Source organism: Chryseobacterium daecheongense, from assembly GCA_027920525.1.
Lineage (GTDB): Bacteria > Bacteroidota > Bacteroidia > Flavobacteriales > Weeksellaceae > Chryseobacterium > Chryseobacterium proteolyticum.
The window spans coordinates 632,043-647,262 of the sequence record CP115858.1; the positions used below are offsets into that span (position 1 = coordinate 632,043).

Here is a 15,220-nt window from a genome sequence, read left to right on the forward strand (position 1 = left end):
CAGACATTACTTATTGTTTAAATATTCCACAATTTTTGTCTAATTTAAAAACACACATATAAATGAAAACAAAAAATACTTCCCAACATAAAAGTATTATTTCAATACTACTATCTTCTTTATGATCTTGTTATTAATTCTGGATTATTGACCACATTACTTACCATGAGTATTTTGGCTGATTTCTAGTTTCACCATTGCCGATTATTTTTTTTGAGATAGTCGGGTCATATCAATGAATATACTTACAAACAATTAAAAGAAACATCAATGAGAAAGCAATTATTATTTACAGCAATGATATTCAATTCATTATTGTGGTCTCAATCTCCCGGAGGCGTTTCTGCTAACCTTCAAATATGGGTAAAAGCAGATGCCGGAACGAATACAACAGTAGACAATACGCAGGTTGCTATATGGAATAATCAAAGATCAGGCGGAATTAATGGTATTGCCAACCAGGGGATGCCGGGTTATTATGCGGACCCAGGTGTAAGTGCAAGACCAGTCTACAGGACAGCAACCTCTATTCCTAATTTTAATTTTAATCCTGCAATTGAAATTACGAGTACCAATCAATATAGATCGGGATATAAATTTCCGGGAGGATTTCCAGATAACACCACCAATGCACTGACCTCCTATACATTTCTTACAAGAACCGCTTCTGCCACCTATAGATCGGTATTTGTAATGAATGGTGTAACAAGAAATTCCAATGTATCTCCAATAGCAGGAGTGTGGCAATCTCCATTTTTCGGGACCCGCACCAATCGTCCAGAATTTTATAATGAAAAAGAATCCGGGGATGTGTTTTTTGGAACAAATACTATAAATACTGTTAATACACAGTTTCCAAGTATACAATCATTTTATAATGAGTTGTCCGGAGGAAACATGAATTATTTTTTTGATAATAATGCGCTTGCTTTTGGCAATCCTTCCAATAATGTATCTTCTACAAGCAACTATCCGGGAATGGTTCTTTTGATGGATAATGACGGGGGATCTGGTAGCAGTTCATTGGAAGGAGATAGGATTGGAGAATTTATTTTATATTCTGGTACACAGACAGCTGTAGAAAGGCAAAGTGTAAATTCTTATTTAGCTGTTAAATATGGAATTACTTTGCAGCAACCACTCAATTACATTGCCTCCGACAAGACTACTGTTACCTGGAATTCTGGACTGAATACCAGTTTCAATAACAACATTTTTGGGATGGCAAAAGATGACGATACAGCATTAAACCAAGTGGTTACAAATAGCGTTAATCAAAACAATAATAGCATGCTAATCGTATCAACCACGAATGATTTTGTTTCGGCAAACAATGCTGCAGGTAGAACAAGTTTTTCGCAAGACAAAACCTTTCTTATAATGGGAGATAATAATAATCAATCCTTAACCTTACTCAATTATGGTATAGCTCCGGGAAAGATTATTCAGAGGACGTGGTTAGCACAAAAAACGAATGACACGGGTTCTTCCTGGCTGCAAGCTGACCTTACTAATTATACCAGTATTGTGGCTACAGATAAATTATACATGATAGTAGCTGATAATAGTGGACTTTCACAGAATGTACAATTTATTCCGGCAACAAGTTTTACAGGAGGGAAAGCTGTATTTAATTATTCGTTTCCTGCTAATAAATATTTTACCTTCGGAACCAATATTCAAACGTATTGTACTAAAGATCCGATTACAGGGACACCAAATAGTATGACAAAATTTGGTATTACAGGGCTTCGTGAAATCCTGCCCAACTGGCCAACCAATATTCCTAATGGTTTTATAGCATTAGAATCAAAAGATAAAGGTTTTGTTATTACCAGAACAACTTCCGCAAATATTGCTGTTCCGGTAGAAGGGATGCTGATTTTCGATACTACAGATAATTGCTTTAAACTGTATAACGGTACTTCATGGAACTGTATTATCCGGTCTTGTAATGACTAGCCCTAAACAGATGGCTTAAATTTTAAAATTATAAAATAGAAAACATGAAAAATATATTAGCTATATTAGGATTGCTTGGAATTGGTTTTATCCACGCCCAAATAGCGATCGGTAAGCAAACAGTAGACGGAGATGGTATTCTTGATTTCGCTTCAGGTACAACCAATGGAATCTTACTTCCTATTGTAGAAACTCTCCCAGGTAACGCTGTTGCTGGAACTCTTTTAATGGATAAGAATGATAAGGTCTTAAAAATGAATACCGGCTCCGGCTGGGTGAATATGAGTGATCCCGGGTCCACTACAAATGTTATATTTAATACGAGTGCCGAAACAGCGGGAAATAACAGGGTGATTATAGGCTCTTCTACTACAAGTGCTCCCGGAGTTCTTGTTTTGGAATCTGCCAATAAAGCATTGATTTTACCCAAGGTGGCTAATCCTCATCTTAATGTGAGAACCCCGTATCCGGGGATGATATGTTATGATACCGTCAGTAAGACAATAGCTCTGTTTGATGGTTTGAAATGGAATTACTGGAAATGATCAGATTCAATTCATAGGAAGAGTAGACTCTACTTTATTTATAAAAGTGCCCATTATATCCATGTGGGCATTTTTTATGTTTTTTCCAATCCTGGAAAATATTTAATAAGACTTTCCAAATTGGTTTTAGAAAAATAGTAGATCTACACAGTTTGATATTCGGCATTAATTTGAAATGTCTGTGGCTTGTACTTTCTTTTTTGAACTAGTTCAAATGCTATTGATGATACCTCCTGTAATTTTGTACCATCAATTTATAATAAATGAAAAACATATTCAAAAAGATGCTGACGATATGTATAGTATTCGTTACACTTTCGTCTGCAAAAGCACAACAAAATAACATGACAATGGAAAACACCGCATTATTAATCATCGATGTACAAAACGATTATTTTCCCGGAGGAAAAATGGTTTTAGAAGGGGCAGAAACTGCAGGTAAAAATACCAGTAAGGTGTTGGAATATTTTAGGAAAAATAATCTGCCAGTCATTCATATTAAACATATAGCAACCAATGAAGGAGCTGATTTTTTCCTTCCGGATACAAAGGGTGCTGAAATTCATAACCTGGTTTTACCAAAAGGGAATGAGAAAGTAATCATCAAACATTTTCCAAATAGCTTCAGAGAAACAGAACTTCTTGCCTATTTAAAAGAGCATAATATTAAAAATTTAATTATCACCGGAATGATGACCGATGTATGTGTGGAATCTACTACAAGAGCAGCTTTTGATCTGGGTTTTAATAATACGATTGTGAGGGATGCAACGGCAACAAAGAACAGGGAGCTGGATGGAGAAATTATAAAAGCAGCAGATATTCAGAAATCTTTTTTGGCGGGTATTTCTGCACTAGGAAATTTATACAGCAGAATCATAAGTACAGAGGATTTGCTGGAAAGTAAATAAGATTAGTTTAAAATAAGGATACCGGTCATAATATCGGTATCTTTATGTTTTAATTTTATACGATGTCTGACCTACTTTATCATTACATCAAACAATATGTCGATTTTTCTGAGGATGAATTTAAAAGATTTTCCGAATCTTTTAATAAAGTTCAATTTCAGAAAAATGATTTTGCACTGAAAGAGGGAAATTACTGTCTTTTTGAAGGGTTTGTTACAAGCGGCTGTTTTAAAGTGTACTATCTCAACGAAAAAGGGGTGGAGCAAACATTGTATTTTGCAGTGGAAGGATGGTGGATTACGGATATAGATAGTATGATCAATCGTGTTCCCAGTATCTTAAATATTCAAGCGTTGGAAAATAGTGAAGTTCTTATGGTTTTAAAAGAAAATAAAGAACATCTTTACAAAACCATTCCCTGGGTAGAGAAGCTTTTCAGAATCATGAATCAAAGGTCTTCCGTGGCACTACAGAGAAGGATTCTTTCTTTGACCGGTAAGACGGCAGATCAGCGATATGTTGAATTTCTTGAAAAATATCCTGGTCTCGAACAGAAAATTACACAGCAACAGGTCGCATCATATCTTGGTATCACCCATGAATTTTTAAGTAAAATAAGGAAAAAAATAAACCTCCAAAAATAGACAGACTCAATGACCTGTATAGCTTTTTTTCATTCTTATAATCGTAGTTTTTAGTTTTGAATTTTCTTTAATGTTTTGTGGCTTATTAAGAATAATTCAAAATAAGTAATATAGGCTTTAAAATGATAAAAAACATCTTTTTTTATCGACCTTTTACTTAATCATGCTTATTTTTGCATGTCAAGTAAAATAAATCATGAAGAAGATCCAAGATATTCTTATTTCAACCAGAACAATGGCGGTTTTGCTGTTGGTCTTTGCATTTGCCATGGCATATGCAACGTTTCTCGAAAACGATTATGGAACCCCTACAGCGAAAGCATTAATTTATGAAGCAAAATGGTTTGAGCTGATCATGGTATTGCTGATCTTAAATTTTATCGGAAATATCGGCAGATATAGACTTTGGAAAAGAGAGAAGTGGCCGGTTTTGGTTTTTCACCTTGCATTTGTCTTCATTTTTATCGGGGGAGCTATTACAAGGTATGTGAGTTTTGAAGGAACAATGCATATCAGGGAAGGAGAAACTTCTAATGAAATAGTTACGGATAAAAACTTCTTTAAGATTCAGATTGAAGAGAAGGGAGATGTGCTTAACTATCAAGACATTCCCTATCTGATGTCTCCTTTGCACAAAGATTTCAGCGCAACCTATGACTTTCACGGAAAAGAAGTAAAGATTTTTGCCAAAGAATATATTCAAAGAAAAAAAGATAGTCTTGTGGCCGACCCGAGTGGTACTGAATACCTGCACTTGGTTTCAACGGGACAGACCGGAAGACAGAATATCTACATCAAGCCAGGTGAAACAAAATCCATTAATGGAACGCTTGTTACTTTTAACAGAGCGATTGAAGGAGCTGTGGAATTTAAAAATGAAGGAGGGAAATTATTTGTTAAAACTCCCGTTGATGCAACGTATATGACGATGGCAACTCAGGCGACCGGAAATACAAAGAAGGATGAATTCCAACCTTTGGCATTGAGAAGTTTATATAGCATCAATGATCTGAAATTGGTTGTTCCTGAAGGTTTAAGAAAAGGAAAACTGATCGCGATTGAAGGAGACAGAAAGAAAGATCAGGCAGTTCCTGATATGCTGAAAATAGAAATCCAGGGTCCTAAGACAAAACAGTTGGTTGAGCTATCTGTAGAAAAAGGTAACCCGAATGCATTCAAACAGATCACAATGGACGGGTTGAATATCATGGTAGGTTTTGGTCCTAAAGTATACAATACTCCTTTTGCATTAAAGCTGGACGACTTTGTGATGGAAACATATCCGGGAAGTTCTTCGCCTAGTGCATATGAAAGTCATGTGAAGATCATTGACGGAGGTAAGCAGACACCTTATAAAATCTATATGAACCACGTTCTGAACCACGGAGGATACCGTTTCTTCCAGGCAAGTTTTGATCCGGACAGAATGGGAACTGTATTATCAGTAAATCATGATTTCTGGGGAACTTTGATTTCTTATATCGGATATACGTTTTTGTTTTTAGGCATGTTTTTAATTTTCTTCTGGAAAGGATCACATTTCTGGAAATTAAATAAAATACTGACTGATGTGAATAAGAAAAGAGCTACCATGGTGATTGTATTATTGCTAAGTTTAGGATTAAATGCTCAGAAAATTGAAACCCATGGAACTACTGACGGAAGCAGAGAGCACATCCACGTACAAGGTGATGATCATACTCAGGCTCCTCAAATGGGACAGCCCGAAACTGCTCCGCAAAAACAAAATTCTCTGGCTGCTCCGTTTTCTAAAATGAGATTAATTTCTGCTGATGAGATCATCGCCAGAAACAAAATAAGTAAAGAACATGCAGATAAATTCGGATATCTTTTGGTACAGAATTTTGAAGGAAGAATTGTTCCGATAAATACTGAAGCTCTTGATGTTTTAAGAAAGCTTTATAAAAAAGACGAATTCAAAGGAACGGATGGAAAATATCTTACTGCAAATCAGTGGTTTTTATCCATTAACACCGACACTCCTAGCTGGACAATGGTTCCTATCATTAAAGTAGGTTCTAAAGGAGGAGATGAGTTGAAGAACAAAACCAAGGCTGATGAAGATGGTTATACTTCCCTGATGAATTTGTTTCCTGCGGATGCTAACGGTAACCTTACCTATATCCTTGAGCATGACTATAACATTGCTTTCCGTAAAAAACCGGCTGAGCAAACCAATTATGACAAAGAAGTTATTTCTGTAAATGAAAGGGTTCAGATCTTCAATGAATTTTTCAGCGGGCAATTTATGAGAATTGTGCCTGTGAAAAATGATCCGAACCACACATGGCATTCATGGCTGGACCAGAAATTCGAACCGGATATGGAATCTCAACAGGTAATGGGACCTTATTTTGCTGAAGCATTAGCTGCTCAGAAAACAGGAGACTGGAGAAAAGCAGATACTCAATTGGCAAGACTTTCAGAATACCAGCAAAAATGGGGTAAAAGTGTAGTTCCGGCTAAATCTAAAGTTGATCTGGAGGTATTCATGAATAAAGTGAATATCAACTTTAAACTCCTGATTTTCTATACACTGATAGGAGGGCTATTACTGATTTTAGGTTTTGTTGAATTATTCAAGCCTAATAAGATATTGAACAAGATCATCAAGGTGATTATTGTGTTAGGTCTGGTAGGATATATATTCCATTTCCTTGGATTAGTGGCAAGATGGTATATTTCCGGGCATGCACCATGGAGTAATGGTTATGAAGCAATCATTTTCATTTCATGGGTAGGTATTTCAGCCGGATTGTTATTGTATAGAAATTCCAATGCTTTGATTCCTGCAGCCGGATTTATGGTAGCGGTTATTATGATGGGATTTGCTCACGGAGGATCTGCTCTTGATCCACAGATCACACCATTAGTACCTGTATTAAAATCATACTGGCTGATTGTGCACGTAGCAATCATTACATCGAGTTATGGATTTTTTGCCCTGTCGATGATTATTGCTGTCATTTCACTGGTATTCTATATTATTTCGAGTAAAGAAACATACAAAATTCATCATGATACTACTTTAAAAGAGCTGGTTATTGTTTCTGAGATGTCTCTTACTATAGGTTTGTTTGCTTTAACGGTAGGGAACTTTTTAGGAGGAATCTGGGCGAATGAGTCATGGGGTAGATACTGGAGCTGGGATCCTAAAGAGACATGGGCATTTATATCTATCATGGTATACGCTTTTGTGTTACATATGAGATTGGTACCCGGATTAAGAAGCAAGTGGGCGTTCCATGTAGCAACAATGTTTGCTTTCTGCTCAATGGTTATGACCTATTTTGGAGTTAATTATTATTTAACGGGACTTCACTCGTATGCAGCAGGAGATCCGGTACCAGTACCGGCTTGGGTATATATCGGACTTTCAGTAATGATATTATTGTCTGCAGCTTCTTACTTTAAGTTTAAAATGCTGAACAAAAAATAAGCGTAAATACATACACATACTAAATCCCGGAACGATAGTTTCCGGGATTTTTCTTTGTCTTTAAGGCAAACGGAATTAGGTATTATTACTAAGTAAAAAATTTTAAGATTATCATTTTTAATTCAAAACTTATTTATAACTTTATGATATCAAAATAATATCATTTTAAAATTAATACCTATATGGAAAAAATCTTAAAACCTATGTCCGGCTACTTAACCCTTGTTATTTGTTTGGGTTTATTTATAGCTGCAGTTTACTTCTTCATCAGCGGAGTAGATCAGAGTATTACTTATGTTGTTTTAGCCATGCTTTGTTTTCTGACTTCATGTTTTTTCTTAAAAGGCCTGATGATCATTCAGCCTAATCACTCAAGAGTATTGAATTTCTTTGGAAAATATGTAGGAACAGTGAAAGATAACGGACTGTTCTTTATCAATCCATTATACTCATCCCAGAAAATGTCGCTTCGTTCCGAGAATTTACAGGGACAAACATTAAAAGTGAATGATAAAATGGGGAACCCAATTGAAATTGCTGTTGTCATCGTATGGAAAGTAGGGGATACCTATAAAGCAGCTTTTGACGTAGAACGTTATTCTGATTTTGTAAAAATGCAGAGTGAGGCAGCGGTACGTCACCTGGCTATGAGCTTTCCTTATGATAATTTAGAAGATGATCATGCACCAATTACTTTAAGAGAGGGTGGTGACAAAATCAATTCTATTCTTGAGCAGGAGCTTACTGATCGTCTTTCTAAAGCCGGAATTATAATCCAGGAGGCCAGAATATCACACTTGGCTTATGCATCCGAAATCGCAGGTGCCATGCTTCAGAGACAGCAGGCTACAGCTATCGTTGCAGCAAGAACAAAAATTGTGGAAGGCGCGGTAGGAATGGTTGATCTGGCATTGAAAAAACTTTCGGCAGAGAACATCGTAGAGTTGGATGATGAGAGAAAAGCTGCAATGGTGAGTAATCTGATGGTGGTTCTTTGTGGTGAGAAGGCAGCAACTCCGGTTCTTAATGCAGGAACTTTATACAATTAAAACTTCTTTTTGGTTAAAGAATCGACCTGAAACCATAGGCGATCTTATCATGAAATTTAAAAGTAAAAAATGAAATCTCAAAAATCTCAAAATTCTTCTGAAAGCACTCAAAAAGGCAAAAAATCCTTTGTGATAAGGATAGAAGAATCAACGTATAAACTTCTTGAGAAGTGGGCGAATGATGAGTTTAGGAGTGTAAACGGACAAATTGAGTATTTGCTTCATCAGAGTCTTATTGAGTCGGGAAGGAAGAAAAAGGAATAGCGATGGAATAGCTAAAAGGCAAAATTGCTAAGTTTAATAATTGTGAAGGAATTGAAAGCTGGAATTTTGATAGCTTTTGATTTCCTGCACTGTAAAACAATCTTTCTAAGGAAAATAAAATCAGGATTAGGGATAAGTATATTAATAATGAAAATATAAATCTTAAATTATAGATAAAAGTACTATTTTAGAGTGATAAAGTAATGAACTACTCCAAATAATATTTTTCAGTATAATACATAAAGCAATATGGTGAAAAAGACATTTTTCTTATTCGTAATACTATTTTCAACAAAATCCTTCGCCCAAGAGCAATATAAATTTTCAAATGATATTGAAAATGACATCCAGAATGATAAAAATGGAGACGATTACAGATATCAGGTGGGAGCAATGAAATATTCCGTTTCGAACTATTACATTAAGGGTTTACAAACCTGGGATAAACTTGGACGTAAAAGAAAAAAAATATCTAAAGATGACAGTTTGAAATTAGTAAAGCTTAAAGTTGAAATTGCTAAAAACTATATTTTAGACCAAACAAAAAAAGAGCAAATAGTAATTCTCAATGAAGCACATCATTACGCAAGTCATAGAACATTTGCAACATCCCTCTTAAAAGGACTTTATGAAAACGGTTATCGTTATTTGGGCTTGGAAGCTATTGGAGATGATTCAATAAATGTTAGAAAGTTTCCTACAACAAAAAGTGGTTTTTACACCTCTGAACCACAATTTGGTAGTTTTATTAAAACAGCTTTAGATCTGGGTTTTACTCTCTTTAAATATGAAGCAGTACAAGGAGAAAACGGAAAAGACAGAGAGATAAAACAAGCGGATAACATCTATAAATTTATGCAGGAAAATAAAAATGGAAAATATATTATTTACTGTGGTTATGGGCACGCATATGAAGGAAAAGATCCATATTGGGAAAAAACCATGGCAGGAAGACTTTCCGACTTAACAAAAATCAACCCATTTACAATTGACCAAACAGAGTTTTCTGAAAAAAGTGTTACCGAACGTAATAGTCCTCTATTAAAAATTATAAAGGGGAAGGATCCTGTCGTTTTGCTGGACGAAAATAACAAGGCATTCAAAGGAAGTCAAATTGAACCTTTTACGGATATAAAAGTGGTTCATCCCGTTACAACATATATCAAAGATAGACCTCGTTGGATGCTTAATGAAAACCGGAAACTTTATGAAGTACCAAAATCAAAGATTAAAAGTTATCCTTCTTTAATTTTTGCCTATAGAAAAGGAGAGTTTGACAATAATGGTGTTCCCGCGGATATGATAGAATTACAGAGTGATAAAGACTCAGGATATCTTATTCTGGATAAAGGAGGTTATGATATTATAGTAAAAGATAAAACATATAATGTAACCAATAGGTTTGATAGCTCAATAGAATAGATAGTAACTGTACCAGTTGCCAACTTATCATTAGCTTTTAGTTAAACTTCCAAAAAAAAGAAAGCAGAGAAATTTTCTCTGCTTTTTTTATTTTAATAATACACACTATTAATCGAATAGAGCGGTAAAATAATTGCTGATGATAGTCCAGAAATTTTTTCCGAGAAAATAGATCAGGGTTGACGTAATGATCCCTTTTACGGTAAAGAATATAATCCCTCCGATCCCAAAACGCTTAACCCATTGTTTCCATTTTGAAGTATTCTCTTTTACAGGCTGCTTGTCTAGTGGTTTATTATTTTCCATTTCCGAAATTAAACTATTGATATGACAAAGATAGGTATGTTTATAATTAGTCCAAATAAAAACGTTAGGAAAATTAATTTTTTGCGGTTCGCATAATATTTTTATCTTTAGAGAAAACGAAAAGGAATATTTTATGTCTAAAAAAGTCAAGGATTTCGGTATCGAGAAATCCCTAAAAAATCTAGGTATTAAAGATGACAACAAAGGAACTTCTGTAGGGGGGAAATACTTTGCATCGGGGAAAGTAATTGAAAGTTATTCTCCTGTTGATGGAAAATTAATTGCTAAAGTAAAAACATCGAATGAAGGTGATTATGAAAAGGTAATTCAGTCTGCTCAAAAGGCTTTTCAGGAATTCAGGTTAATCCCGGCGCCTAAAAGAGGGGAAATCGTAAGACAATTAGGTCTAAAACTAAGAGAATATAAAGATGATTTGGGAAAACTTGTTTCGTATGAAATGGGAAAGTCCCTGCAGGAAGGTCTTGGTGAAGTTCAGGAGATGATTGATATCTGTGATTTTGCGGTTGGTCTATCAAGACAGCTTCATGGATATACGATGCATTCTGAAAGACCAGGTCACAGAATGTACGAACAATATCACCCGCTAGGGATTGTGGGAATCATTACAGCTTTTAACTTTCCGGTAGCTGTTTGGGCTTGGAATACAGCATTATCATGGATTTGTGGGAATGTTACGATCTGGAAGCCTTCCGAAAAAACACCTTTCTGTGCAATTGCATGTCAAAATATTTTAGCAGAAGTTCTTAAAGAAAATAATCTTTTTGAAGGGATTTCAAGTGTATTGGTTTCAGATCATGAGATCGGGCAAAAATTAGTTGAAGATAAGCGCGTTTCTTTAATTTCGTTTACAGGTTCTACGAGAGTAGGAAGAATGGTTTCTTCTAAAGTAGCAGAGAGATTTGGAAAATCAATCCTTGAGCTAGGTGGAAATAACGCCATCATTATCTCTAAAGATGCTGATCTTGATATGTCTATCATTGGGGCTGTATTTGGAGCTGTAGGAACTGCAGGACAAAGATGCACATCTACAAGAAGACTGATCATTCATGAAAGCGTTTACGATGAAGTGAAAAACAGATTGGTAAAAGCATACGGACAGCTGAAAATAGGAAACCCGTTAGATGAATCCAATCATGTGGGACCATTGATCGATACCGGTGCTGTTACCCAATACGAAGAATCAATAAAAAAATGTAAAAAAGAAGGCGGTAAATTCATCGTTGAAGGCGGTGTTCTAAGCGGTAAAGAATATGAGTCAGGATGCTATGTAAAACCATGTATCGCGGAAGTAAAAAACTCATACGAGATTGTGCAGCATGAAACTTTTGCACCAATTCTTTATTTGATCAAATACAAAACTCTTGACGAAGCCATCGCTATTCAAAATGATGTTCCTCAGGGATTGTCTTCTGCAATTATGACCCAAAACTTAAGAGAGGCAGAATTATTCCTTTCCCATGCGGGTTCAGATTGTGGAATTGCCAATGTAAATATCGGAACTTCAGGTGCTGAAATCGGCGGAGCTTTCGGTGGTGAAAAAGAAACAGGAGGAGGTAGAGAATCCGGTTCTGACGTTTGGAAATACTATATGAGAAGACAAACAAATACCATCAATTATACTACAAACCTTCCTTTGGCACAAGGGATTAAATTTGATATTTAATAAAAAAACAACATTTAAATCATTTTAAGATTTAAGAATTTAAAAATTAATACCCATGAATGCTTAAACCTTTTAATCATTCAATTTTTAAATCACATCAAAATATTATGGAACAAACAATTGATATAAAAGCAAATAAAGTTAAAGAAACAGTAGGGAAACATGTACTTGCAGATGGTTTTGATTTCGTTATGGATATCGAAAGATCTCATGGATCATGGTTATATGACAAACTTACTGACAGAGAATTTTTGGATATGTTTTCTATGTTCGGTTCAGGATCTATAGGATACAATCACCCTTATCTTGTAAGTAAATCAGATTGGCTAGGTAAAATGGCGGTCAATAAGCCTACCCTGGCAGATGTTTATTCCGAAGAGTATGCTCATTTTTTAGAAGTTTTTGAAAGAGTGGTTATTCCGGAAGAATTGCAATATGCGTTTTTTATTGAAGGGGGAACATTAGGTGTTGAAAATGCAATGAAGGCATGTTTCGACTGGAAAACCCGCAAAAATTTTGCTAAAGGACTTCAGACAGAAGCTGGAATTTGTATTCACTTCAGACAGGCATTTCATGGAAGAAGCGGTTATACTTTAAGCTTAACCAATACTTCCGATCCAAGAAAATATCAATATTTCCCAATGTTTGAATGGCCAAGGATCCTTAATCCAAAATTAAGCTTTCCTATTACAGAGGAAAATCTTGAAGAGACCATTAAAAATGAAAGAATGGCATTATTGCACATCGAAGAGGCAATTCTTTCCAATCCGGATAAAGTGGCATGCATTATCATTGAGCCGATCCAGGCAGAAGGAGGAGATAATCACTTCAGGGATGAATTTTTCGTTGAACTAAGAAAGCTGTGTGATCAGAATGAGATCCTGCTGATTTTTGATGAAGTTCAGACAGGTATTGGAATTACCGGAAAAATGTGGGCTTTCCAACATTTTACGGCTAAGCCGGACATTATTTCTTTTGGTAAAAAAGCACAGGTTTGTGGTGTTTTAGCAAATAAAGAAAAATTTGATGAAGTTCCGAACAATGTTTTCAGAGAGAGTTCAAGAATCAATTCTACATTCGGAGGAAACTTTATAGACATGCTCCGTTTTCAATTGGTTATGGAAGTGATTGAAAAAGAAAACCTTGTTGAGAATGCTAAGGAGGTTGGAGAATATCTATTGGAAGGGTTGCAAAATCTGGCTCAGAAATATCCTGAAAAGATTTCCAATGCAAGAGGAAGAGGATTGATGTGTGCAGTAGATTTACCTTCCGGAGGACAAAGAAATCTTTTAGTAAATGAACTTTTCAAAGATGGATTAATAATTTTACCATGCGGTGATCAATCCGTTCGTTTCAGACCACATTTGAATGTTTCGAGAGAAGAAATTCAATTGGCTCTCGATAAAATTGAAAATAATATTAACAAAATTTAAAACGGTGGATTTGTGATTTAGGAAAAATCTTACTATATTTAGATATTCAAAAAAGGATAAAATATGGAAAGAAGTACGAGAGTATCAGTTTTTGAAAGTGATAATCCTTCAGAAATTCAATTGATCAAGTCTAAATTAGATGACGCTCAAATCACAAACACAGTTGAAAATAATTATCTCACTTTTACAACAACGCCAACGGCAACATCGCTAAAGCTCATGGTGGATCTGGAAGATGAGAAAAAAGCATTTGAAATTATTGACACTTATATACAACAAAGTGCAAACCAATAAAACAATTTCATAATTTTAAATTTTACTACTTCGAACCGAAAATTAATTCAATTAATTTTCGGTTTTTTTATTTAAATTTAATGCTAAAGAAATATATAAGGTTGAAAATAATCTTAATTTTCTTTCTTTTAAATCCTGACAACAATTAAGAATCTATGACGCAGCAAATTAAGTTCAGAAAGGCCGAAATTAAAGAAAAAAATATCATCTGGGACATTATCCAGCAATCAATCGAAAGGAGAAGATTGGACGGGAGTACTCAGTGGCAAAATGGTTATCCGAATGAAGATACTATAGAAAGTGATATTTCGAAAGGTTTTGGTTTTGTTCTTACAGTAGATGATGTTATTGCCGTTTATGTTGCCCTGATATTTAATGACGAGCCTGCTTATAGTACCATTGATGGGGCATGGCTTAGTGACGGTGAGTTTGTTGTTGTTCACCGTGTAGCTGTTTCCGAAGAGTTTGCCGGACAGGGACTTGTAAAAAAACTATTTGATTATATAGAAAATTACACAAAAAGCCAGGGGGTATTGAGTGTAAAAGTAGACACTAATTATGATAATATTGCCATGCTGAAGATTCTTGAAAAGCAAGGTTATTCCTATTGCGGTGAAGTAGTTCTTGCCGGAGGAGTCCGAAAAGCATTCGAGAAGATTATAATTTGAGCGAAAGGTTAAATCCTTTTCCATTGAATTTTTAAAACGCTATATATTTATAAACTCTATTGCGTTTGTTCGTTTAGTTCTGAACTAATTTATACTTTTGCTCAAATTTGTATATTATGCATAAAAGTATAGAAGTTGATGAAAAAATTTTTCAGGATGCCGTAAAATTCTATGGTACCAACCTGAATATTCCTCCATTAGCTTCAAAAATATATGCTTATCTCATCTTCGATTTTGAAAAAGTAGGAATTACTTTTGACGAATTTGTAGAAGTGCTCTCAGCCAGTAAAAGTTCCGTTTCCACCAGTATTTCATTATTACTCAACTCTCAGCTTATTATCGACCATAATAAGATCGATGAGAGGAAGCGGTATTTCTTTATCAATGATGAGCATATGAAGATAAGGTTTGAAAAAATTCTCCAGAAATTACAGGATGAACTAAAACTACTAGACGATTTAAATAACTTTAGAAAGGTACACGATGAACATTACAATGAAAAACTTAGTATTTATAAGGCGCTATTGAATAAAAATATTTCAAATATTCAGGAATCTATTAATAAACTATAATTTAAA

At 35.0% G+C, this 15,220-nt stretch carries 14 protein-coding genes; 13 read left to right on the plus strand and 1 reads right to left on the minus strand.

Translation table 11 applies throughout. The features are described from left to right. The first annotated feature begins 270 nt into the window (after nucleotides 1-270). The 8 genes from PFY10_02570 (at nucleotide 271) to PFY10_02605 (ending at nucleotide 10,257) form a co-directional block, all read left to right on the plus strand. A complete protein-coding gene (locus tag PFY10_02570; GenBank protein WBV57324.1) occupies nucleotides 271-1,962 on the plus strand; it encodes a hypothetical protein in 1,692 nt (563 codons plus the stop codon). A 44-nt stretch (nucleotides 1,963-2,006) separates the two neighbouring features. Continuing rightward, on the plus strand, nucleotides 2,007-2,507 hold the full coding sequence (locus PFY10_02575; protein ID WBV57325.1) for a hypothetical protein: 501 nt from the start codon (nucleotides 2,007-2,009) through the stop codon (nucleotides 2,505-2,507). 263 nt (nucleotides 2,508-2,770) lie between these two features. Next, nucleotides 2,771-3,418 carry a cysteine hydrolase family protein gene (locus PFY10_02580; protein ID WBV57326.1) on the plus strand — a complete coding sequence of 216 codons (648 nt, stop codon included), beginning with the start codon at nucleotides 2,771-2,773 and terminating at the stop codon, nucleotides 3,416-3,418. Between the two features lie 62 nt (nucleotides 3,419-3,480). Further along, complete coding sequence (locus tag PFY10_02585) at nucleotides 3,481-4,062, plus strand: Crp/Fnr family transcriptional regulator (protein WBV57327.1); 582 nt, start codon at nucleotides 3,481-3,483, stop codon at nucleotides 4,060-4,062. A 196-nt stretch (nucleotides 4,063-4,258) separates the two neighbouring features. Further along, on the plus strand, nucleotides 4,259-7,522 hold the full coding sequence (gene ccsA / locus PFY10_02590; GenBank protein ID WBV57328.1) for a cytochrome c biogenesis protein CcsA: 3,264 nt from the start codon (nucleotides 4,259-4,261) through the stop codon (nucleotides 7,520-7,522). A 182-nt stretch (nucleotides 7,523-7,704) separates the two neighbouring features. Further along, nucleotides 7,705-8,571, plus strand: coding sequence for an SPFH domain-containing protein (locus PFY10_02595; protein WBV57329.1), 867 nt, complete (start codon nucleotides 7,705-7,707; stop codon nucleotides 8,569-8,571). Nucleotides 8,572-8,640: 69 nt separating this feature from the next. After that, nucleotides 8,641-8,835: an Arc family DNA binding domain-containing protein gene (locus tag PFY10_02600; GenBank protein ID WBV57330.1), complete on the plus strand. Its 195-nt coding sequence runs from the start codon at nucleotides 8,641-8,643 to the stop codon at nucleotides 8,833-8,835. 252 nt (nucleotides 8,836-9,087) lie between these two features. Then, the gene (locus PFY10_02605; GenBank protein ID WBV57331.1) at nucleotides 9,088-10,257 is read left to right on the plus strand and encodes a hypothetical protein; all 1,170 of its coding nucleotides are present in this window, start codon (nucleotides 9,088-9,090) and stop codon (nucleotides 10,255-10,257) included. A 108-nt stretch (nucleotides 10,258-10,365) separates the two neighbouring features. On the opposite strand, the gene PFY10_02610 is transcribed toward PFY10_02605, so the two are convergent. Beyond that, nucleotides 10,366-10,563 carry a hypothetical protein gene (locus tag PFY10_02610; GenBank protein WBV57332.1) on the minus strand — a complete coding sequence of 66 codons (198 nt, stop codon included), beginning with the start codon at nucleotides 10,561-10,563 and terminating at the stop codon, nucleotides 10,366-10,368. A gap of 133 nt (nucleotides 10,564-10,696) precedes the next feature. On the opposite strand from PFY10_02610, the gene PFY10_02615 reads away from it, so the two are divergent. The 5 genes from PFY10_02615 (at nucleotide 10,697) to PFY10_02635 (ending at nucleotide 15,214) form a co-directional block, all read left to right on the plus strand. Then, complete coding sequence (locus PFY10_02615) at nucleotides 10,697-12,247, plus strand: aldehyde dehydrogenase family protein (protein ID WBV57333.1); 1,551 nt, start codon at nucleotides 10,697-10,699, stop codon at nucleotides 12,245-12,247. Nucleotides 12,248-12,354: 107 nt separating this feature from the next. Continuing rightward, on the plus strand, nucleotides 12,355-13,680 hold the full coding sequence (gene lat, locus PFY10_02620) for an L-lysine 6-transaminase (protein ID WBV57334.1): 1,326 nt from the start codon (nucleotides 12,355-12,357) through the stop codon (nucleotides 13,678-13,680). A gap of 63 nt (nucleotides 13,681-13,743) precedes the next feature. Then, nucleotides 13,744-13,974 (plus strand): DUF2007 domain-containing protein, encoded by a 231-nt coding sequence (locus tag PFY10_02625; protein WBV57335.1) that lies wholly within the window; start codon nucleotides 13,744-13,746, stop codon nucleotides 13,972-13,974. Nucleotides 13,975-14,129: 155 nt separating this feature from the next. Next, nucleotides 14,130-14,642: a GNAT family N-acetyltransferase gene (locus tag PFY10_02630; GenBank protein ID WBV57336.1), complete on the plus strand. Its 513-nt coding sequence runs from the start codon at nucleotides 14,130-14,132 to the stop codon at nucleotides 14,640-14,642. 116 nt (nucleotides 14,643-14,758) lie between these two features. Next, nucleotides 14,759-15,214, plus strand: a complete 456-nt coding sequence (locus tag PFY10_02635; GenBank protein WBV57337.1) for a transcriptional regulator — start codon at nucleotides 14,759-14,761, stop codon at nucleotides 15,212-15,214. Nucleotides 15,215-15,220: the final 6 nt, after the last annotated feature.